The organism is Mucilaginibacter angelicae, assembly GCF_042434235.1.
In the GTDB taxonomy this organism is placed as follows: Bacteria; Bacteroidota; Bacteroidia; order Sphingobacteriales; family Sphingobacteriaceae; genus Mucilaginibacter; species Mucilaginibacter angelicae.
Genome location: NZ_JBHLTS010000078.1, coordinates 43343 through 65707 on the forward strand (window position 1 = coordinate 43343; position 22365 = coordinate 65707).

A 22365-nucleotide genomic window follows, 5' to 3' on the forward strand; every position below is an offset into this window, starting at 1 on the left:
ATAGAATTTAATGAACTAATATTTCTTCGCCTTCTGTTATTTCAACATCACCATCAGGTGAAATATTTGTTAGGTGCACCTTTTTTAATTCATTAACCAGTACAGGGTCATACTTGGTACGCACTTTTACATAGTTGCGGGTAAAGCCGTGCATAAAGCCATCTTTAATATCACCCTCAAACAAAACTTCCTCATTTTTATTGAGCTGGCTTTCATAAAAGGCACGGCGCTTTTTATCCGACAGGATATGCAGCATTTTGCTCCTTTCGCCACGTGCTGAGCCCGGAACCGCACCTGTCATCTGGGCAGCCAGGGTATTTTCCCTTTCCGAGTAGGTAAATACGTGCAGGTATGAAATATTAAGCTCGTTCAGGAAATTATAAGTATCGATAAAATCTTCCCTTGTTTCGCCCGGAAAACCAACAATAACATCCACACCAATGCAGCAATCGGGCATCAGCTCTTTTATTTTGGCAACACGGTTAACGTAAAGATCGCGTTTGTACCGGCGGCGCATCAGCCCCAGGATTTTATCAGATCCTGATTGCAGCGGGATATGAAAATGCGGTACAAAACGTTTTGAGACAGCAACAAAAGCAATGATCTCGTCGGTAAGCAAATTAGGTTCAATAGATGAGATCCTGAAACGGTCGATACCTTCTACCTCATCAAGCGCTTTAACCAAATCAAAAAACTTATCCTCGCGCTTGCCATTGCGGATGCCGAAATCGCCCAGGTTTACACCGGTAAGCACAATTTCCTTTACGCCCGATTCGGCAATTTGCCTTGCCTGCGCTACAACATTTTCAATGGTATCGCTCCTGCTTGCGCCGCGGGCCAGCGGAATGGTACAGAATGTACATGAGTAATCGCAGCCATCCTGCACTTTAAGGAAAGTACGGGTACGGTCGCCAAAAGAATATGCGGGAACAAACTCATTAGCTTCAGACACGGGCTGATTAAGCACCAGCGCTTTTGGCCTTTTGGTTAAGTCGGTAATGTGGTCAACGATCTGGAATTTTTCGGCAGCGCCAAGCACCATGTCAACGCCGGGGATTTCGGCAATTTCCTGTGGTTTAAGCTGTGCATAGCAACCTACTATGGTTACGTAGGCCTTAGGCGAAATTTTAAGCGCTTCTTTCACTATCTTCTTACACTTTTTATCGGCATTATCAGTTACCGAGCAGGTATTGATCACAAAAACATCCGGCGTATCTGTAAAATTTACAGTATCGTAACCGGCCTGGTTAAACAGCCGACCGATTGATGAGGTCTCTGAATAATTCAGCTTGCAGCCTAAAGTGTAAAAAGCGACTTTCTTGTTCATTTCAATCGGCAAAGATACAGTTTTTTACAGAATGTTAGTTTGGGGTAATTTTCATATCAGCGTAAAAGAATAAGCTATAACAATTTGATAATTTTATTTATCGCCATGAATTCTGTATTTTCAAACCGGGTTAATGTATCCAAACCTTATCAATCATGATCATATACGGTATCAAGGCCAAACTTCTAAAAAACGACCTAATCAACGACTCCTGCCCCAATTGCAATACTAATAACAGCATCCAGATGAATGTATTTCAGCGCTGGGCGCATATTTTCTGGATCCCGTTTTTCCCGATCGGTAAAACAGGTGTTTCGCAATGCCTCAATTGTAAGCAGGTTTTAAAGCTGAAGGAAATGCCTGCCCCGCTTAAATTAAGCTATGATAATGTGAAGGCTCAAACCACTATCCCGGTATGGACATTTGCAGGTTGCGTTTTAATTATTATTGCTTCGATATTTTTTTATGTAAGCGAAAAGCAGAAGGCTAAAAAAGTAAACGAATGGGTTTTATCGCCTCAAAAGAACGATGTTTTTCATATCAAACTTAAAAACGACCATTACACCCTTTACAAAGTAAATAAAGTATCCGGCGATTCTGTTTATCTGGCCTTGAACAAATATGAAGCTGATCGTGAGGATGGACTTGATGATATTGCCGCAAAAGGTGACACAGCCTTTGAAAGTGCACAGGAAGGCGTTGCCAAACCAATACTTGTACAAATGGCAAAAGAGGGCGCTATTTTGGACATTGAGCGTAAGAAATAACATACATACTTATGTCTTCAGCAGCAGCCCCCCGCTCCTATTGGTTCAACAAGTTTTTTGAATGCTTATATCTTTATATAGCAGTGGCCGATGGTTTATTCATGTTCTCAGGGCCGCTGTTGTACAAGCTTTTTACTTTTACCGATGAACACTCATTTATCCGTTTGTTCTTTTATGTCGGTTGCGCCATATGCTTATTATCTGCAGCGTATGCTGTTTACTGGCACAATAAAAGTAAAAATGCAGGTTTTAATTCGGGGATAAGGCATGCTTTTTTGCGTGGTGTAATGCGATACTTTATCGCTTACCAGGTAATGATTTATGGCTTTGCCAAGATCCTGAAAACGCAGTTTGGACATTTTTATATGAGGGACAATATCCCGGTGGGCAACTTAAGCGGCTTTGATCTTACCTGGAACTATTTTGGGCACTCCTATACTTTCGCGGTTATTTTAGGGCTTTTGCAGATTGGCGGAGGCATATTACTCCTTTTCAGGCGAACAACGTTATCAGGTACATGCATACTGTTGCCGGTAATGTTAAACATCGTACTCATCAATATATTTTATAACATCGATACCGGCGCTTTTATAAACTCAATCATTATCACTACCGGAGTGCTGTACCTTTTATTATTACGATGGCCCGATATTAAGAATATACTTTTTAAACAGACCGACCTATCACCTGTGCGGTTAAGCTTTGCAAAGCCGGTTATAAAAGTGCTTATTATAGGCCTCGCTTTCTACAGGATCTACGGCTTTGTAATGGCAAACCCACCGTCTGTTTTTACGGGGAAATGGAAAATAGGCGAATTTATACGCAATGGTAAACCTGTAGGTAAAAATGAATGGATGAATGGCGCACAAAACTGGTGCTATGTGTATATTGAAGAAGGCGGCCGGATTTCATTTTGTGCCAACCCTTATATTTTTGAAGCTAACCGTGCCTGGTTTGGCCGTTATACCTATAAGCCCAATCAAAAAATATTCAATATCGTTTTTGATGGCGGTACAAACAACGATACCACAAGGGTAAAGATCAGTAACTACAACGGTAAACAAATGCAATGGAATGCCAAAGTGTATGATGATATCCTGCAGTTGAAACTGGTTAAGGAATAGCTGCTAATCACACATTCCCCCAGCCCAGGGCCAGTACATCGGCAATGTGCATAGTTTGGATAGGAAGGTTGTTTTTATCGATATAGCCCTGCAGGTGCAGCAAACAGGAGGCATCGGTAGATATAATATATTCGGCACCGGCATCAAGGGCATTATTTACCTTTTGCTGTGCCATGGCGCTTGAAATGCCATCAAACTTTACGGCAAAAGTACCGCCAAAGCCGCAGCAGGTTTCCCCATCTTTCAAATCAAGCAGTTCCAGACCAAGCACTTTGGAAAGCAGCTGGCGCGGCTCGTCCTTTATTTTGCATTCGCGCAAACCGGCGCAGCTATCATGGTAAACAGCCTTACCGTCAAGTTCGGCGCCGAAATAGTCAAACTCCAGGATATTCACCAAAAAATCTGATAGCTCATAGATATTTCCCTGTATAGCCCTGCATTTATTGTGTACAGCTGTATTGGTAAACAGGTCGTTATAATAGTTTTTCACCATGCCAGTACATGAGGCAGAGGGCGAAACAATTACACTATCTTCCGAAAAATCACTTAAAAATTTATTGCCCACTTCTTTGGCATCGTCCCAAAAACCGGCATTAAAGGCCGGCTGGCCGCAGCAGGTTTGCGCCGGGTTGTAACTAACCTTGCAGCCCGCCTTCTCCAGCAACTTTATGGTATTAAAAGCTGTCGCAGGAAACAACTGATCTATAAAACATGGTATGAACAACTCAACCTTCATCGGCACAAAATAGTTAACGGGCGCTAAAATCCGAATTTTTATTAATGTTTTGCTCAGCCCGCAGCAAAGAAAACAATAAAATAAGGCCAATTATGAAAAATACACCCAATACTAAAACCGAATTCCGGGGGCTTCCTGTTATTTCTTCAAAAAAGCCAAAGCTAAATACCCCGCCTACTATAGCCAGCTTTTCGGTAACATCGTAAAAGCTGAAAAAAGATGCCGTATCAGGAATATTTTCGGGCAGATATTTTGAATAAGTAGAGCGCGACATAGACTGAATGCCGCCCATTACCAAACCTACTACCACTGCTATAACGTAGAATTGTGTTTGTGTATAGGTAAAATAAGCAGCTACACAAACCATAATCCAAAGGATCACCACCCCTATTAAAACCCTCACATTACCATATTTGCCCGACAGGCGCGACATGAGCGTTGCACCCAAAATAGCCACCAGCTGAATAATTAAAATGATGGTGATAAGCTGAGGTGTTTCCATCTTGAGCTCCTTTGCAGCAAAGCCCGTGGCCACCAGCATTATGGTTTGTACTCCCATTGAATAGAAAAAGAACGACGGCAAAAACCTTTTTAACAGCGGCATTTCTTTAACCTTTTTCCAAACATGCGCTAATTCAATAAACCCACCTTTTATAATGTTGTGGTTATGACTTAGCGCATTCGGGCTGCCTTTAGGCAATACACTGAATGGGATTATGGCAAAACCTATCCACCATATACCCACCAGCAAAAACGACAATCGCGGAGCAAAGGTTTTGTCAACAATGCCAAACCACTCGCCTTTTAATACAAATAAAAAGCAAATGAGCTGAAGCAGCACACTGCCGATATAGCCGTAGGTAAAACCTTTGGCGCTCACGTTATCCTGCATATCAACCGTGGCGATTTCGGGCAGGTATGAGTTGTAAAATACAAAACCGCCGCTGTAACCAATAGCCGCCAGCGCAAAACAGATGATGCCCATCTCCAGGTGGTCTTTATCAAAATTGAACAATGCACAGCAGGCGGCCGAACCAAGTAGGGTAAAAAACATCATGAAGAGCTTTTTATTGCCTTTATAATCTGCTATGGATGATAATATGGGTAACAGCAATACCATCACCAGGTAGGCCGCCGATAATGCATAATCTGAAAGTGCTGTATTTACAAAGCTTTTCCCGAAAAAGTTAACCCTGTCGCCATTGGAGTGATTGGTGGTTATGGCCACATAATAAGCCGGAAAAATAGTTGAAGTGATAACCAGGTTGTATGCAGAGTTGGCCCAATCAAAGAAAGCCCAGGCCCGTATGGTTTTTTTGTTGTTTTTGTTTTCCATTTGCTCACTAAATGTATGCAAATTTTAGAAACTGCAAAAAATGCCGATTAAATACACCTCTATCTTTCGCTGAGCATTTTTTTAATTGCTTCGGGCAAGTCGGTTTTATTATCAGCAGCCAGCATTGCCCCGACCCGTTCGGCTACTGATTTTTGTTTATTGTTTACTACATCTGTAGTAGGCCCATTGTCTCCGCCGAAATATTTATTCATATCCCAGTTTATTTTAAAATCAATTTTCCTGGTGTCATTGGTATTCCCAACTGAACAAGTTAAAACATCATAGGCAGATCCTTTTTTGTTAGCAAGGCTTTGCCCGGCCACCTGCAGGTTATAATCCTTTATAAGCAAACTCCTTACAATTAAATATTCCTCATCTATGTTATTAACTACATATTCGTCGCGCGGATCGATAGAAGAATATTGAGGGTCGAGTTTATTATTTTCAGTATAATAAGCCCACAAACAAGCGTCTTTAAGTCCTGATTGTAATGATTTTGAATCCGGAAATAGTTTATAGGCACTCCACGCTGTAGCGAAAGCATTTTCATAATCCTGCTTACTTATATAAGCTGCAATTAAGCGGGAATAACTATGCTCTGCAGTATGATTGATGTTTTGCGTATTTAATTCAACCGCCTTTTTTAGATACCAGATTGCGGAATCAGGTTTATGCTCATTTAAATAAATCACCCCTAAAAAATGATAGGAGCCATGAAACGAAGGATATTTTGCAACCGCTGCCAGGAAGTTCAATTTAGCGGCAGGCAGGTCGGTGTTGATCTGCTTCAAGCCATTAAGAAACTCTCCGGATGGAGCTTGGCAAAATGCAACAATACTATTCAAAAGTAAAACGACAGTGATAAATAAAATTCTGGCATTCATGATTGGTTTAGATTTATTTATGCCAATATCCGTAAATAATCTAAAAAATACACTTCAGCCCTAAAATAAAAATCAGGTTAAAACCCAGACAATGTCTATCAATGCCCACGCGGTGCATAAACAATGATGCAGGCACCTATTAGTGCAATCAAAGCCCCGATAATATCATAACGGTCGGGCTTAAAGCCATCAATCTTCCAGGCCCAAACCAATGCCATCACAATAAAGATACCGCCGTAAGCCGCGTACACCCGGCCAAAATTAGCGGTTTGCCATGTTGCCACTACGCCGTAAAGCGCCAGGATAACCCCACCTGCTATTCCGAACCAAAACGGCTTGCCTTCTTTCAGCCAAAGCCAGACAAGATAACCGCCGCCTATTTCAAACAAACCGGCCAATAAAAAAAGAGCAAAAGAGCGGATGATAGCCATTATAAAAATTAGATGTAAGATATGTTAAAGATATAAAAATAGCTGCATGCGCCTGAAACCAGCATAAAAAAGGCCTCCCTTAATGGGAAGCCTTCCATTGTTCTTATAAAAACTGATTAACTTCTTTCATAAAACGCAGGCGGCTCAACACCTAAAGAACGAAGATAAACATAAGCCTGGCCGCGGTGATGAATTTCATTGTCAATAATGTATTGAATAATACTGTTAGCCACTCCTTCGTATTGTCCAAATGCCAGTACAGTTTCCTGAAAACGCTCGGCCGGGATCTGTGCCCAATAAGTGGTAATAGCTTCGGTAGCATCATCCCATAACCTTAACAGGTCATTTTTGGAGTGGGCCTCAACTTTTCCGGTATGGTGATCAAGGCCTGCTATTGGCGTCCAATCGTTGGTTACAAGTCCTTTTACGCCCGGGCTGCTCATGCTGATGATCTCTTTCACCATTTCAGCAAAGGGGCGCATCCCGCCTATTGAATAGTTAAAAAGGGCTTCCTGGGGGAAAGCTTCGATAAGGCGACGGGTAACACGGCGCTGACCAAGCCAACTTTGTAAAAATTGATCGGGTGTATAAACAGATGCTGCTGCAGTTTCTGTTGGTTGTTGAATTGCGTTAGTTTCCATTGTATTGTTTTTTGTTTGTGATTACAATACAAAGTAACCTACGGGCGGTGACAGCCCTATGTCAGCAGGAAAAAAGAAAAATTAACTATTTGTGTTTTGGATAAACTCCACTACCTGCTGCTGCTCATAATGCGAAAGCGGGCCTTCCGAATAATGCCATTTTGAGGTGCTATCACCATCAAACCGGATCTGGCCTAAATAATCCGGGTTCTTTAAATCATCAAGCAAAGGCTTGCTTTCGCCAATTTCGGGGGCTATCTCCTGGATCTCAAAAAGGATAGCTTCCCCATCGGCGCCCCCTTTATAAAGCTTATACAAGCCGGTGGCATTTAGTTCATGGTTTACGGATTGATGCAGCACCGGTTCAATAATGATATTTCTTTGCGTGCCGTTGTCGCCGGTTACGTTGTGGTTTACTGTGTGGATCATGGCTTATGCTTTTATTTATTGATAGTACAAGTGTGCAATGAAATTGTTTAAGCTTCCACTTCAACACGTTGCTTACGCAGCTTTTTTTCGGTAAGCATCAGCACGATAAGCATAATAAGCCCGAGCACAAAAAAACCGTCGAGGGCCAGTGTTGAGTCGCGCATTTCATTAGTCACTGCCTCTACAAAACCAAAGCAAAACAGGCCTACCACTATCGAAAGCTTTTCGGTAACGTCATAAAAACTGAAATATGAAGCCGTATCCGGGATGTTCTCGGGCAAATATTTGGAGTAGGTTGAGCGCGATAAAGATTGTACCCCTCCCATTACTATACCTATGATCACCGCGGCAACATAAAACTGGGTAGAGTTGGTAATAAAGTAAGCATACAAGCAAATGGCCGACCATACCGCTACCAAACCCACCAGCGTACGCACATTCCCGAATTTCTCCGACGATTTGGAGGCGATCAGCGCACCGGGAACAGCAACAACCTGGATAATGAGCACAATAGAAATCAAGGCGGCATCGGGCATATGCAATTCTTTGGCCGCGAAATTGGCTGCAACCAGCATAATTGTTTGCACGCCAACCGAGTAAAGGAAAAACGAAGCCAGAAAGCGCTTCAGCAGCGGCATGTTACGCACTTTTCCAAAAACCTTTGCCAGTTCTTTAAAGCCTCCGGTTATCACGTTATAATTTTGCCTGCCTTCATTAGGCAGGCCTTTTGGTAACAGGCGGAACGGAATAATGGAAAAACCTATCCACCAGACAAAAACCATCAGGAACGAGATCCGGGCAGGCAACCAATCGTCGGTTATGCCAAACCAATTAGGTTCAAGCACCACTATAAAGCATAACACCTGCACTACAATACTGCCTACATAGCCATAAATAAAACCTTTGGCACTTACAGCATCCTGCTTATCGGGCGTAGCTATTTGCGGCAGATAGGAGTTATAAAACACAAAGCCGCCACAATAGCCTATAGAAGCGAGACCAAAGCAAAGCATCGGGATTTCCAATCCAACTCCGGGCTTAAAGAAAAACAAACCCGCACAAGCCAAACTGCCCAGCCAGGTAAACAATTGCAGGTACGATTTTTTATTCCCCCGATAATCGGCTATAGAAGTGAGGATAGGCAAAATTGCCGCAACCACGAGATATGATAATCCCAGTATATAGTTTGATAAAACCGTATTAACATACCTGTGCCCCAAAAAAGTCACCATTTGGGTATTCTTTGAATTAAACTTCGTAACCGCCACAAAATACGCCGGGAATATGGTAGAGGTAATAACGATGTTATATGACTGATTGGCCCAGTCAAACATGCACCAGGCCCAAATGGTTTTCTTGTTATTTTTTGCTTCCATTGCGGGTTTAAAAGTATGAATTTTAGAGGGAGTCCAATTTAACGGAGAAAAATAAATTACATCATTTTATTAGTGACCAGAATTTATCCTGGGATGATCCATGTCATACCTTAACCTGTAATAAATTATAATAAATGTTACTATCAGCGTCAGGATTATCAGGAAAACACTTTTGTTAAACTGTTTCTCTTTTTCAGGCGTATCTACCGAAATTTTGTACTCCCACTCAATTCCATATTTGGCCTTCATCCGGCTTGCAATGTATTCAACCAGTTTGTAGCATTCCGTTTTGCGGAGGTCGTTCACTTCTTCAAATACACGGAAACTACAAAGCAAACTGGTTTCATCTTCATTTTTAATGAAGATTTCGGAGTGTGTATTTAAACCACGGGGGCTTCCCTGATCAATAGTAATTAGCACCCTGCTATTTTTATTAATTGCAATTGTTTTTGAGATTTTTTTATCGGTGTACAAGACATCGCCGGGGTTAAATTGGAGTTTTTTTTCAAAATCAAGTAATGAAAAATAAGAAGTTATAAAGAAGGTATCGGGGACTTCCTCTCTTAAATATAAACCGGCGAACCGTGCAATCATATCGCTAAAGTAAAAAACATAGTTCAGCTTTATTTTGATTTATTGTAGTTTTATCCGGTAAACCTTATCAATCAATAAAATTGAAAAAGTACTCATCTTTTTACTCACTTTAGCCGCCACTCCTATCATTGCCGGTTGCTACGGCATCATTCATGATCAGTTTACTTACACTATAAGCCATGAATATTTCACAAAATTCAAGTTTTACCAATTTGGTTTTATTGAGCCCGGCACGGAAACCATTTTACCTAATCCGAGGTTGTATGTAGCAATGGTTGGCTTTTGGGCCACCTGGTGGGTAGGATTGATTATTGGCGTAGGTCACGGATTGATGGGACTGATACAAAAAGATTATAAGCTAATGCTAAAAACAATTAGCTACGCCGTATTTATCACTTTAATTACAACTGCAATCAGCGGGCTTATCGGCTTGGTTTATGGCTGGTTTTATCTTTCGGGCACCCAGGTCAACTGGTATTTACCGGAGACACTTATTGATAAAAAGAGTTTCATAGCCGTTGGCTCAATGCACAACTTTGGCTACCTTGGTGGTCTTGCGGGCTTAATTATTGGGATGATATACCAGGTTATAAAAGCCTCAAAAAACCGGATGGAACGAAAAATTGTTCATTAATAACTTCAGCATGTTCACATATCTTCACTTTACAGATCAATTCGGCTCGTATCTATATGATGATAATTTCCAGGCATTTTTGGCAGATACTTTTACAGACCTTAGCCCGTACAATCTTTTGAAAAGCGATTATATGCGATCTGAATTACTGCATATTGATTTAGGCTTCACAAACGAAGATGCCGTTATTGATGAAGATGAACTGATAGTTTTAGAGCCCGGCCAGCCTATATTTTCTCACCTGAACGTTTATCCTAAACCGGATGCGATATACGGGCTGCCATTTGAAATTTCATTTACCGACACCCGAACACAAGTTTTCAAAAAAGCAGGCGAACCTACACAAACAAAGCACGAAGATTCGATTGTATTGGATAAAGCTTTCCTGATAGACCATTACAAAATAGATAACCTTGTATTAAGTATCGATTACGATCCGCAGGATGAGCGTATCAACTTTATACAGCTCCGGGATAATAATATTATAGCACATTTGAAATTGTAGCCAAATCTTAATGATAATGCAAACCTATACCTTACAATGGCTCATTGACAAACACCATAATGATGAGCCCTTAAAATACCTTTACTTTTGGGGACATACTAATAAGCATAACGAGGAAGCCGGGAAGTTTTGTTTCAGCCAATGGTATGAGCTGCCTTTTACAGTTGATGGTGCTACGTATAATACCGCCGAGCATTGGATGATGGCCCAAAAGGCATTTTTATTTGAAGATCTGAAAACATATGAAAAGATCATCAATGCCGTTAAACCCGGCGAAGCAAAAGAACTGGGTCGGCAAGTAACAGGTTTTGACGAAACAAGGTGGACTGAATACCGCTACAAAATAGTTGTAACCGGCAATATCCATAAATTTAATCAACACCCCCAATTTGCAGAATACCTGCTTAACACCGGCGACAGGATCCTGGTTGAAGCCAGCCCTGTTGACAAGATCTGGGGAATAGGTATGGCACAGGATAATGACCAAATTACAAATCCAAATAACTGGCGTGGATTAAACCTGCTGGGTTTTGCGTTGATGGAAGTACGTGATTTTTTGAGGGAACCGGGCCATTTTATTTAAGGATTGCATACAAATGCTCATCCATAACTTCGCCGCCTTTGATGATGGCGTCCCTCATGATCCCCTCTTTTGTAAAGCCGGCTTTTTCAAGCACGCGCATTGATGCCTGGTTATTACCATTTACGGTAGCCTGGATCCGGGTTATATTAAAGTTTTGAAAAGCATATGGTATAAAAAGCTTTACGGCCTCAGTAATTATACCTTTGCCCCAATATTCCTCGCCCAGCCAATATCCTAACGTGGCATTTTTGCGGTATATATCATCACCCTGTTTAAAATCTATTGCCCCAACCGCACTATCATTTATTACAATGGCGAAATTGGTTATAACAGCTTTACTTTGATGAGCTAACACCCACCTTTCTGCATCAGCCATGGTGTACGGGTTTGGAAATCGGTCAAAAAGAAAACGGTAAATATTGGCATTATCGGCATGGTGCTGTAGCGAAGGTGCATCTGTTAACCGCCACGATCTTAAAATAAATGTACTGCCCTTAATTGGTGCCATGTTTTTTAATTAACCCGCATAAAAATAAGCTCTGATTAATAACCCTGTATGAACTTCAGAATAAGTATTGAGATGTTTCAACTTATCTATAGCTTTATAGCAGCAACAAATATTACCAACGCCTTGAAGCCTTATTACTTTTTTAACATTAAAACTAAGCCGTATAACTTACTGGCCATTTTTGCATTGCTATCGGCAGTAATTTCATTCCTGTTTACAAATGGCTCCATGGATATTAACCTGCATGATACTTACTTTGTGATCTCATATGCCATAGTTTACAGGCTGATAGCTGTTGTGCTCATTATGGTATGGGCAATTTATGCATTGGCCACAGATGTGCTGCCATCGCTTTGGTTAAGCTGGGCACATGTACTGATCACCATAACCGTTGTTATCCTTTTGTTATATAAGCAAATACATTTTATGGGATTGGACGGTGCACCACGGAGATATTATGCGTTTTCAGAATTTCAAAAAAAGCAGCAAGATACTTTCCTGGCTTCCATAACAATAACAGCTGCCTTTTTACTGGGGCAGCTGTTATTTATCATTAATCTTGTGATGGGTATAGTGAAAAAATTTCAATCAAAAATCAATTCATAACGGGTAATATCACCTTCGAGCTATTGTGGTAAACATTGATGGTTTCCTTCACAAAGTCCGAATCTTTTGCATGATAGATATCGATAAACTGCTGCGGGTTACGGTCAGCTAATGGGAACCAGCTGCTTTGCACCTGGATCATGAGTTTATGCCCTTTTTTAAAGGTATGTGCCACATCGGGCAGCGTAAACTTTACCTGCGCAGGCTTGCCTGGCACAAAAGCCTCCGGAGCCGAAAAACTGTTGCGGTACCTGCCCCTCATAATTTCAGCACGAACCAGCATCTGGTAACCGCCCATAGGATATTTAGTAACCGGATCGGTACCTGCATTTTCGGGGAATACATCAATAAGCTTCACAACAAAATCGGCATCGGTATTGGAGATGCTTACCAATAGGTCGGCAACAACCGGGCCTGCCAGGGTAAGGTCTTCAGTAAGCGTATCGGTGTTGTAAACCAAAACATCGGTACGGCGAGCGGCAAAACGCTGATCGTCGGTCATGTATTCACGGGTACGGTAATAGTGAACCTTTTCGGCGTATGGAACCGGCTTGGCCGGGTCGCTTACATAACTATCTGTTGAAGCCCTGAAGCTCGGCATATCCTGGAAAGATAGTTTGCCATTCGGCTCAATATAAACAGGTGTTTCTGTTACATCGGCAGGCGGCCATTGTTTAAAAGTCTTCCATTTATTCTCGCCCGAAAAAAATATGGTAGCCTTACTCAGCGTATCAATGTTGCCTTTACCTTTCAGGTAATAATTAAAAAATGGGATCTCGATATTGGTGGTATACCAATCATTTGTTTTACTGCCAAAATTTATATTGCCTAAATGCGTACCATCCCTGCTGGCCCATTGCCCATGATACCACGGGCCAATCACCAGATTGCTTTTGGTTGCGGGACTCTGTTTAACCAATGCCTGGTAGGTGTTCCAGGTGCCGTAACCATCTTCGGCATCAAACAAACCACCTACAATCAGCATGGCAGGTTTTACATTTTTAATTCCGGAGCGGGCATCACGTGCTTTCCACCAGGCATCAAAATTGGGGTGGTTCATCATATCACTCCAAAACTTGAGACTATCGCCCGTTACTTTGGTAAAATTGGGCAAAGCACCCATATTTAAATACCATGCGTAGTTATCATAATCCGGAATGTTAAAAGTTTTGGCAGGTTTGGTAGTAGGCTGCGGGCGCGGCTGGCTAAAGCCGAAACCGGCATGAAAATCAAAGGCATCCATCAAAAACAAAACGCCATTATGATGGTCATCATCGCCAAAAAAGCGGTCCGTTACCGGGGCCTGCGGACTAACGGCCTTTAAGGCCGGGTGACCGCTCAAAGCAGCCATGGTAGCATAAAAACCAGGGAACGAAATTCCGGTCACCCCTACTTTACCATTATTGTTATCAATATTTTTAACCAGCCAGTCAATTGTATCGTAGGTATCGCTGGCTTCATCTATATCTTTATTTGTTTTTTTGTTAGGATTAAAAGGCCGTACAACTTCAAATGTCCCCTCGCTCATCCAACGACCACGAATATCCTGGATAACCATAATATAGCCTTCCTTACAATAGTTAAGCATGAAATTACGCCAGTAAGCCCGGTAATCCTTACCATACGGTGCGCACGAATAAGGCGTACGGGTGATGAGTATGGGATGTTTTTCTGATTTATCATTAGGTACATAAACAGAGGTAAACAGCTTTGCACCGTCACGCATGGGAATGCTGACCTCTTTTTTAGTAAAATTATTAACAAACCAGGTTGAATCGGGATTTTGAGCAGCGGCTATCAGCGGAAAAAGAAAAAGAGCCAGCAGTACTGTTTTTTTCATAAAGAAGATACAAAAACGTTTTACCGTAAATATATCACTTTAGCCAAACAGAGCCAAAATAATCGCGAGATGGGCAGGGAAATCACTTTTAAACAGGAGGCACTAACGGAGCCAATATATTGATAACGCAATGTCTATAAACACGATACTCTTACGGAGTGTCTTAATTATTTAAAACTCCGTAGAGTATCATGTTTATAGGAACAAAACAGAAGCTTAAGGCTCCGTTAGGTGCCTCCTCTTCACTGTTGATTTTAAAAGCGATTTCCTAAGGAGACGGGTATTGAAATTACCCATCTCCCGATTCTTTGTACTGATATTAATCAAAAATTTCAGGCAGGTGTTTGTAGTTGCCTTTCACGGTAGCCAAAACCTCATCAAACTTACCGCCAAGCATCATTTTGGTCATGGATACAGCCATCCCTTTAACCATTTTAAGTTCGATATGCGGTGGCATGGCAAGGGCCGTTCCATCGGTATAAACGTTCACCAATACCGGGCCTGTGTGTGCAAAAGCTTCGGCGATGCCCTGTTCAAGGTCCTGCGGATCATTTATGGTGATGCCTTTTATACCCATAGACTCAGCAACCATGGTAAAATCCGGGTTGTGCATGTCAACTTCAAAGTCGGGTAAACCCATTACTTCCATTTCCAGCTTCACCATACCAAGCGCCCGGTTATTAAATACGATGATTTTTATAGGCAGATTATATTGTTTGATGGTTGCCAGATCGCCTAACAGCATAGAAATTCCGCCATCCCCGCACATGGCCACCACCTGCCTTTCGGGGCAGGCCAGTGCAGCACCAATGGCATGCGGCATAGCATTAGCCATGGATCCGTGCACAAATGACCCGATCATAGATCGCCGGCCATTAGCACTGATATGCCGGGCACTCCATACGTTACACATCCCGGTATCGCAGGTAAAAATAGCATCGGCAGCAGCATGTTCATCTACAATAGCAGCCAAAGCTTCGGGATGGATAGCATCATGTTTACCATAATCCTTAATGTAGGCTTTCTGTTGTTCTTTAACTTTGGTATGTACATGCAGCTGGGCATCTAAAAAACTCCGGTCGGTTTTTTCTTTAATCAAAGGAATTAATGCTTTAAGGGTAGATTTAATATCGCCATACAGCCCCATTTTTAATTTGGCACGGCGACCAAGATTTTCTGGCTTAATATCAATCTGCACTATCTTTTTATCCTGCGGGTAAAAAGGTGTGTAAGGAAAATCGGTACCCAGCAGGATAACCAGGTCGCTTTCGTGCATGCTGTGATAGGCTGCAGGCAAACCAAGCAAACCGGTCATGCCTACCTCGTAAGGATTATCATGCTCCAAAAACATTTTTCCACGGAACGAATAACCAACCGGCGCTTTAAGCAATGCAGCCAGCTCAACCACCTCGTCATGAGCATCGGCGCAGCCAATGCCGCCAAAAATGCAAACTTTAGGATGGCGATTAATCAGATCGGCCAGTTGCACCAATTCTTCCCATACCGGGGTAATATTGGCTTTGCAAAAAAAGTTATTTACCGATGAATCAATCTCTACCGCATCCTCCCCTGCCACATCACCCGGAAAACCCAACACTCCAACCCCCTTACGCTGAATAGCGGTTTGAATAGCAGCCTGCGCCATACGGGGAACCTGCATACTGTTGGCGGCCACCTGGTTATAGTAACTGCAATCATCAAAAAGTTTGATGACATTGGTTTCCTGGAAATAATTACTGCCAAACTCTTTGGTAGCACAGGTAGATGCTATGGCTAAAACAGGGGCTCCCGAACGGTGAGCGTCGTAAAGACCATTTACCAAATGTACGTGTCCCGGGCCGCTGCTGCCAGCGCAACAGGCCAATCCGCTCAGCTGTGCATCGGCAGAGGCTGCAAAAGCTCCTGCCTCCTCGTTGCGTACATGGATCCATTTTAATTCGGGCGTTCTTCGAACCGCATCATTAAGTTCGTTCAAACTATCGCCGGTAATGGCGTAAATGCGTTTTATGCCCGCCTGTATTAGCATTTCTACAAGCTGCTCGGCTACTTTTTTTGACATGTTTATTTGTTTAGCGTTAGTGATGTTTTGAGTTTCGTATCCTGATAACACTAAACACATGCCAATTGTTAAGCGATTAACAGTCAAATATTTGTAATAAGCGGATTTATTTCCGGCTTCTGATATATCGTGATTTTGCGATAATCTTTGATATATCGTAAGCATCGATCTGATCATTTTAAATTACCAGATTGATTTATAACCTCTTATAAATCAAACGCATTTTAGTATCTTAACAATATTAAAAACATCCGAAGGTTAACCTTTCAAACTAAAAATAACCATAACGGTATTGCTATTGGCCATGCCCAAAACAGACAGATTTAGACAATCAGAAAAAGTAACACTTAATAACAACGATCCAAAAGTAATTGATAATAAACAAATTGTTTCTCTGAAATCAGATAAACAAAGTCCTTTTTAAAGTGATTTAAAAGCTGCGAGGCAACCGATTTAGTTGATCCTTTGCAAGCATCATAACCCCGGTTATTTAAGCGCTGTGGATCAGGCTTGTTTTATATTTCAATGACTTTCCGTTCCGTGAAGCAAATACCGCTTTTATTTCGGCGATGATTGATAGCGCGATCTCTTCAGCAGTTTCAGAACCGATATCCAGGCCGACCGGTCCGTGGATTGTTTCCAGATTTCCTGAGGTGATGGTCGTGCCTCCCGCCTCCAGTTCATCCAGCATGCGTTCCAGTTTTTTCCTGGGCCCTAAAATGCCAATATAGGATGGTTGTAAGGGCAAAAGTTTTTTCAGAAAAGCAATTTCATAATTATAGTTATGGGTCATCAGCACAAAAGCCGTCCACTTATTAATTTCCAGATTGGTTAAAACAAGGTCTGGTTTGGCAATTAATAGCTTATTTGCAGATGGAAAACGTTCGGCTGTGGCATAATTAGGCCGCCCGTCAGCAACAGTGATGTTCCAGCCTAATACTGAAGCTATTTTTGTTAAAGGGACAGCATCATTTCCTGCACCAATAACCACCAAAGATATCAATGGTTTAACACATTCAATGAACGCGGTATAATCTTCGTAAGCATTAACGGATGAGCGCTGTTTGTTAAGCGCATTTTTTGCGTCGTCAAATAATTCATGTTGGTAAGGCAGTTTTTCCAGCCCGTTTAACAAATTTTGATTCGCGGTGAGGCACAAGCACGATCCGGGCTGCCGGGCCTTTCGGTCGGCAATGGAAAATACTGTAACCAAAACCGCATAACCACGTGAAGCGATTGCGGCTTTCAGCAGGGTTACAGGATTGGTTTGTCCGTCATTAATGGGTTCGATCAGGATATGGATAATACCGTTGCAACCCAATCCCACACCAAGTTTAGCATCGTCATCGTCCATGGTATCATAAGTAACCAATAGCGGTTCCTGCTGCAAAATAACCATGCGGGCTTTTCGCAAAGCATCACCCTCCAGGCAGCCGCCGCTTATTGCACCGGTCAGTTGTCCGTCTTCGGTGATCAGCATCCGGGCACCCGCCCGGCGGTAAGCCGAACCTTCAACAAGCACCACCGTAGCCAGGGCCGTTCTTTTACCTGATTTTACAGCTTGTTCATAAGCTGCTACGATGTCAATGATTTCTTTCATCCTTAATTTCAGAACGCCTAACTAACTGATTTATCTATTCTTAAACAGCATTCATATTGAACGGCAGCTTCCTGATCCGCTTTCCTGTCAAATCATAAATGGCATCGGTAAGGGCAGGTGCAAATGGCGGCAAGCCCGGCTCGCCTACCCCACCGGCATCTGCAGTGTTTTCCATAATATGTACTTCCACGTGCGGCACATCACTCATGCGCGGCATCAGGTAGTCATAAAAATTATTTTGTTCCACAAGGCCATTTTTAAAGGTGATTTCGTGTATCGTAGCTGCACCCAGGGCCATCACAACTGAACCTTCTACCTGCGCCTTGATGATATCCGGATTAACATACCAGCCACAGTCCATCACCGCCCAAACTTTATCAATCTTCACTTTCCCTTCAGCATTCCGGGAAACCTTTACCACCTGGCCTACGGTAGTTTCAAAGCATTCTGTAATCGCAACACCGTATCCTTGATTCTTTTGCCTTGATTTCCAGCCCGACACCTCTTCCATCCTGTCAATCAGCCGCTGACAACGTTCATCTTTCAGATATTTCCTCCGAAAATCAAGCTGATCCTGCCCGGCTAAAACCGCCATTTCATTCATGAAACTCTCATAAGCAAACCCGTTGGTTGAAGCATAAACCGAACGCCACCACATATTAGGCAGGGGCATTTCGTAGGGCACATCAGCAAAACTGATATTTTTAATGCTATCATAATAGGGTTTTAAAAAACCTTCGGACGTACTTCCATTTGCCTTGCCCCGTGCAGGTCCGTTCCAATGATCGATATTTTGACCAGCCATTTTGAACTTCAGAGCGCTGATCTCGCCATTTTTAAGCGATCCCTGTCCCCGGTAAGAAATGCCGGCACGGTAGGGCCCCTGTTTAATATCATCTTCCCGTGACCAAACCACCTGGACAGGCGCACCTATCTCTTTTGAGATGGCAACAACTTCGTGCGTATAATCTAAAAAAGCTTTTCGCCCGAAACCACCGCCCAAAAAAGTCATATTGACGATCACTTTTTCCTTAGGCATCTTGAATTTGGTACTGATATCATTCAGTACCCAGTCCGGCGCTTGGATCGGGCCCCAGATCTCAATTTTATCAGGCTGGTAATGCGCTATGCAATTTAAAGGCTCCATAGCGGCATGCGATTGATACGGTGTTTGATAAATTACATCGATCTTCTTATCCGATTTCCCCAAAGCACCGTCGGGGTCACCTTGTTTTTTGAAAGAAAGGCCTTCTTCTTTCCTGAGTAATTCCTCGTGGGCTTTATAAATATCAGCAGTATTTACATGTTCAAAACCACTGTCATCCCATTCAACGCGTAAAGCTTTCCTCCCCTGCATGGCTGCCCAGGTAGAGTCGGCAATAACCACTACGCCATCGCGTGTGGTATTAAAAACCATCATTTGGATCTTAAACACCTGCTTAACACCAGGAACCTTTAGCGCAGCAGAACTGTCAAAGCTTTTTATTTTTCCGCGCAGCCTCGGATTTCGCTCAACCGCCGCATATACCATGCCCGGCAATTTTTTATCCAAACCAAAAATGGCTCCACCATTGGTTTTCATTGGCGTATCCATCCTGTTAAGAGGCTTGCGGATCAGTTTATATTCTGAAATGCTTTTAAGTTTAACCTCTTTCGGTGGTGAAAGCTTTGATGCATCTGTCACCAGTTCGCCGTAATTGAATTTTTTGCCCGAAGGTTTATGGATCACGTGCCCGGACTCGGCATAACACTCATTTGCAGGAACGCCCCATTTGTTAGCCGCCGCGGTAATGAGCATCTCACGTGCTGTAGCACTCAGTTTGAGCAGTTTTTTATAAGATCCCCGGATGGTGGAACTGCCCCCGGTGATCTGGCTCCCGTACTTAACCGGGTCGCCTATGGCAAATATGACATCGATATCTTTCAAATCAACTTCCAGTTCCTCTGCAATGATCTGCGGAACAGACTGATAGGAGCCCTGCCCCATTTCTGCACGGTGATCGGTCAGCGTAACTTTTCCGTCCGTATCAATCCGCATCCAGGCATTAAATTCAAAGCCGGGTTGCCCTGCTGCAGAAGCAGAGATCAACTCTTCCTTTTTTGCATTGGCCGGGAAATAAAAGCCCAGGCAAAGCGCTGTTCCGGCAAGACCAGACACCCGCAAAAAATTTCTTCTCGATATTGCGTTAGTTTCCATAATGGCTACTCTAATTCGTTTAAATCCTTTATTTTGCTTTAGCCGAAGGAGCATACGCGCCCTTGGCTATCCATAAACGTACCTGAGCTGCAAAAGCAGGCCTGCTCATTGGTGGTAAAGTACGGCCATCGCCCGGGTGCCAGGCCCAGCCAACCAGGTCATCATGGGCCATGTGGTCTATGAGCTGTGCCTTTGTACGGCCGCCATTTTGCTTAGGGTCCAGCAATTGCAAGGCCAGCTGGCGTGGTGTACGCCCCTGGAATACCATACGCATATTGGCAGGCGGCAAACCCCATTTCGGATTTCCCGGAGGCATATGTAAGCCGGCCGTATTTTGCGCCTGGTGACAGTTGCTGCAACGCACACTATAAAGCCCTTTACCATCCACCCCACGTTTTACATTCATAGTATGGATATGGCTGTCATCGCCCTGCAAAGGTGCATCTCCCGACGGATGGCAATTCATGCATCGTGCACTTTTCAATACTGTATAAACGGACATGAATGCCTTTACTGAGCCTACACTATCTTTTGGCAAAGCCGTATAATTATTTTTCTTTACGGTTTCCGGCCGGAATGATAAGGTGATTAAACCAGTAATGGAGGCAATGACAATGATGGCGATCAGTTTTCTCATAGCTTGGCCCCTTCCGTCTGCATTGCGGCAGCCTTATGGATTGCTGCCCTAATTCGCTGATAAGTACCGCAACGGCAGATATTGCCCGACATGGCATCATCAATATCCTGATCTGAAGGGTCTGAATTTTCGCGCAGCAATACCGCGCCTGACATGATTTGTCCCGACTGGCAGTAACCACACTGCGGAACATTCAATTCATTCCAGGCCAGTTGCAAGGGATGATCATTGTTAGCCGAAAGGCCCTCAATGGTTACTATATGTTGCCCCGCTGCCCGATTTACTTTGGTTACGCAGGATCGTACGGCTTCACCATTAAGGTGAATTGTGCAAGCCCCGCATTGTGCGGCCCCGCACCCATATTTGGTACCGGTTAAACCCAGGATATCCCGGATTACCCATAACAAGGGCATATTTGGGTCAGCATCTACCTCGTGGTGTTGCCCGTTGACAGTAATGTTGATCATATGTAAATAATTGATTAAGTAAATTTAACTTAAAAAATCCAATATAAATATCGCTTGAATGGTGATTTTTCGGTTACGAAATTCAAGCTAAAAGTTACGTTTTTCAAACAGGTTTATAGAAAATTGAGATTGAACCGCTTATTTAAACAGCAGGCCTGATGTACGCCAAATAAGTGCCAGATCAGGAATAATTTAAATTTCGATGAACAGATCCTGCAAATTATACAAATAGGATTGCTTTTTTAGGGCAATCCTATTTGTTTCCGTCATAATCCATGTGGTGCACCACGCGGGATTATGCGGCTCAGGCCTGTTTAAGCTTTGCCTCCATGCTTTGCGTTGTATGCGGAACTGCGCGCAACCGCTCTGCAGGGATCAGTTTCCCGGTTGAACGGCAAATACCATAAGTTTTGTTTTCGATGCGCATTAGTGCTGCTTCGAGCTGCTCAATGAACTTTTTCTGCCTTGCTGCCAGTTGGTTTGTCTGTTCCTTTTCAAAAGTGGCCGAGCCATCTTCCAGCGTTTTACCCGCGATGGCAGCATCATCGCCGTTAGAGTTAGATGAACTTAGCGTACCCGCCAGTTCCTGCAGTTCTTCCCTGGCCACACTGATCTTTTCTTTGATCAGCGTTCTGAATTCGTTTAGTTCCGTGTCGTTGTACCTGGTTTTAGTAGTTTCCTGTTGCATGGTTAGTTTAACAAATATTGATCTGAATAGTTGGCACAATTTTTTTTCCGTGTTTAAACTACGAAATCCTTATCATATGTCATCAAAATACAATTAAAAATACCTGCTAAAAACTTTTTCCTTTCAATCCGGGCTGATTTGCAGGTCTGCTAAAAGAATACCGTATCATGGCACTTTTAACCAATATAGCCGGTTCCGGGTATAAAAAGCAATTCCACTTCAAATGTTAAGGTACATGTCCCTCTGTCAGGAATAATGTATGGCTATTCCTGTAGAAAACTGTAAGTATATGGCAAACAGCTACAATTCAGCATCTGTTTGCCATATACTTACAGTTAATTGATTTACGAATGAAGACCTGTTTTCTCCATATTTAGCATTATTATTGTCTCAACA

23 protein-coding genes are annotated in these 22365 nt (G+C 42.8%); 6 read left to right on the forward strand and 17 right to left on the reverse strand.

Features of this window, described 5'->3' with window-relative positions; translation table 11 throughout:
- Nucleotides 1-7 precede the first annotated feature (7 nt).
- A complete protein-coding gene (gene mtaB, locus ACFFGT_RS28450) occupies nt 8-1327 on the reverse strand; it encodes a tRNA (N(6)-L-threonylcarbamoyladenosine(37)-C(2))-methylthiotransferase MtaB (protein WP_377025908.1) in 1320 nt (439 codons plus the stop codon).
- A 155-nt stretch (nt 1328-1482) separates the two neighbouring features.
- Here mtaB and ACFFGT_RS28455 point away from each other — a divergent pair, with 155 nt between their 5' ends.
- Both ACFFGT_RS28455 and ACFFGT_RS28460 read left to right on the forward strand, forming a co-directional pair.
- Complete coding sequence (locus ACFFGT_RS28455) at nt 1483-2094, forward strand: hypothetical protein (protein WP_377025909.1); 612 nt, start codon at nt 1483-1485, stop codon at nt 2092-2094.
- 11 nt (nt 2095-2105) lie between these two features.
- Complete coding sequence (locus ACFFGT_RS28460) at nt 2106-3218, forward strand: hypothetical protein (RefSeq protein ID WP_377025910.1); 1113 nt, start codon at nt 2106-2108, stop codon at nt 3216-3218.
- A gap of 7 nt (nt 3219-3225) precedes the next feature.
- Here ACFFGT_RS28460 and ACFFGT_RS28465 read toward each other — a convergent pair whose 3' ends face one another.
- The 8 genes from ACFFGT_RS28465 to ACFFGT_RS28500 all read right to left on the reverse strand — a co-directional run bounded on the left by ACFFGT_RS28465 (nt 3226) and on the right by ACFFGT_RS28500 (nt 9645).
- Complete coding sequence (locus ACFFGT_RS28465; protein ID WP_377025911.1) at nt 3226-3954, reverse strand: (Fe-S)-binding protein; 729 nt, start codon at nt 3952-3954, stop codon at nt 3226-3228.
- A 13-nt stretch (nt 3955-3967) separates the two neighbouring features.
- Complete coding sequence (locus ACFFGT_RS28470) at nt 3968-5290, reverse strand: MFS transporter (RefSeq protein WP_377025912.1); 1323 nt, start codon at nt 5288-5290, stop codon at nt 3968-3970.
- A gap of 59 nt (nt 5291-5349) precedes the next feature.
- Nucleotides 5350-6174, reverse strand: coding sequence for a tetratricopeptide repeat protein (locus ACFFGT_RS28475; protein WP_377025913.1), 825 nt, complete (start codon nt 6172-6174; stop codon nt 5350-5352).
- 98 nt (nt 6175-6272) lie between these two features.
- On the reverse strand, nt 6273-6605 hold the full coding sequence (locus ACFFGT_RS28480) for a YnfA family protein (protein ID WP_377025914.1): 333 nt from the start codon (nt 6603-6605) through the stop codon (nt 6273-6275).
- 116 nt (nt 6606-6721) lie between these two features.
- A complete protein-coding gene (locus ACFFGT_RS28485; RefSeq protein ID WP_377025915.1) occupies nt 6722-7246 on the reverse strand; it encodes a DinB family protein in 525 nt (174 codons plus the stop codon).
- Between the two features lie 81 nt (nt 7247-7327).
- Nucleotides 7328-7675: a hypothetical protein gene (locus ACFFGT_RS28490; protein WP_377025916.1), complete on the reverse strand. Its 348-nt coding sequence runs from the start codon at nt 7673-7675 to the stop codon at nt 7328-7330.
- Between the two features lie 47 nt (nt 7676-7722).
- Nucleotides 7723-9051: an MFS transporter gene (locus ACFFGT_RS28495; protein WP_377025917.1), complete on the reverse strand. Its 1329-nt coding sequence runs from the start codon at nt 9049-9051 to the stop codon at nt 7723-7725.
- A gap of 69 nt (nt 9052-9120) precedes the next feature.
- Entirely contained in the window at nt 9121-9645 is a 525-nt protein-coding gene (locus ACFFGT_RS28500) for a hypothetical protein (RefSeq protein ID WP_377025918.1), read from the reverse strand.
- A gap of 361 nt (nt 9646-10006) precedes the next feature.
- Here ACFFGT_RS28500 and ACFFGT_RS28505 point away from each other — a divergent pair, with 361 nt between their 5' ends.
- From ACFFGT_RS28505 to ybiA, 3 genes are read left to right on the forward strand one after another with little or no spacing between them, the layout of a single operon-like run.
- A complete protein-coding gene (locus ACFFGT_RS28505) occupies nt 10007-10279 on the forward strand; it encodes a hypothetical protein (protein WP_377025919.1) in 273 nt (90 codons plus the stop codon).
- Between the two features lie 10 nt (nt 10280-10289).
- The gene (locus ACFFGT_RS28510; RefSeq protein WP_377025920.1) at nt 10290-10784 is read left to right on the forward strand and encodes a hypothetical protein; all 495 of its coding nucleotides are present in this window, start codon (nt 10290-10292) and stop codon (nt 10782-10784) included.
- A gap of 16 nt (nt 10785-10800) precedes the next feature.
- Nucleotides 10801-11367 carry a riboflavin biosynthesis intermediates N-glycosidase gene (gene ybiA, locus ACFFGT_RS28515; protein ID WP_377025921.1) on the forward strand — a complete coding sequence of 189 codons (567 nt, stop codon included), beginning with the start codon at nt 10801-10803 and terminating at the stop codon, nt 11365-11367.
- Here ybiA and ACFFGT_RS28520 read toward each other — a convergent pair.
- The gene (locus ACFFGT_RS28520; RefSeq protein ID WP_377025922.1) at nt 11360-11875 is read right to left on the reverse strand and encodes a GNAT family N-acetyltransferase; all 516 of its coding nucleotides are present in this window, start codon (nt 11873-11875) and stop codon (nt 11360-11362) included. The two genes, ybiA and ACFFGT_RS28520, sit on opposite strands and share 8 nt — an antisense overlap.
- A gap of 48 nt (nt 11876-11923) precedes the next feature.
- Between ACFFGT_RS28520 and ACFFGT_RS28525 the strand changes: the two genes are divergently transcribed.
- Complete coding sequence (locus ACFFGT_RS28525) at nt 11924-12481, forward strand: hypothetical protein (protein WP_377025923.1); 558 nt, start codon at nt 11924-11926, stop codon at nt 12479-12481.
- Here the strand turns inward: ACFFGT_RS28525 and ACFFGT_RS28530 are convergent.
- From ACFFGT_RS28530 to ACFFGT_RS28560, 7 genes are all read right to left on the reverse strand, one after another.
- Nucleotides 12471-14321, reverse strand: a complete 1851-nt coding sequence (locus tag ACFFGT_RS28530; protein WP_377025924.1) for a CocE/NonD family hydrolase — start codon at nt 14319-14321, stop codon at nt 12471-12473. The two genes, ACFFGT_RS28525 and ACFFGT_RS28530, sit on opposite strands and share 11 nt — an antisense overlap.
- Nucleotides 14322-14640: 319 nt before the next feature.
- Nucleotides 14641-16380, reverse strand: a complete 1740-nt coding sequence (locus tag ACFFGT_RS28535) for a thiamine pyrophosphate-dependent enzyme (RefSeq protein WP_377025925.1) — start codon at nt 16378-16380, stop codon at nt 14641-14643.
- A gap of 490 nt (nt 16381-16870) precedes the next feature.
- On the reverse strand, nt 16871-17980 hold the full coding sequence (locus ACFFGT_RS28540; protein WP_377025926.1) for an XdhC family protein: 1110 nt from the start codon (nt 17978-17980) through the stop codon (nt 16871-16873).
- A gap of 40 nt (nt 17981-18020) precedes the next feature.
- A complete protein-coding gene (locus ACFFGT_RS28545) occupies nt 18021-20177 on the reverse strand; it encodes a xanthine dehydrogenase family protein molybdopterin-binding subunit (RefSeq protein WP_377025927.1) in 2157 nt (718 codons plus the stop codon).
- 28 nt (nt 20178-20205) lie between these two features.
- The gene (locus ACFFGT_RS28550; protein WP_377025928.1) at nt 20206-20814 is read right to left on the reverse strand and encodes a hypothetical protein; all 609 of its coding nucleotides are present in this window, start codon (nt 20812-20814) and stop codon (nt 20206-20208) included.
- Nucleotides 20811-21281 (reverse strand): (2Fe-2S)-binding protein, encoded by a 471-nt coding sequence (locus ACFFGT_RS28555; protein ID WP_377025929.1) that lies wholly within the window; start codon nt 21279-21281, stop codon nt 20811-20813. The genes ACFFGT_RS28550 and ACFFGT_RS28555 overlap by 4 nt, the downstream gene beginning before the upstream one ends.
- Nucleotides 21282-21585: 304 nt before the next feature.
- The gene (locus ACFFGT_RS28560; protein WP_377025930.1) at nt 21586-21969 is read right to left on the reverse strand and encodes a TraR/DksA family transcriptional regulator; all 384 of its coding nucleotides are present in this window, start codon (nt 21967-21969) and stop codon (nt 21586-21588) included.
- Between the last annotated feature and the right edge of the window lie 396 nt (nt 21970-22365).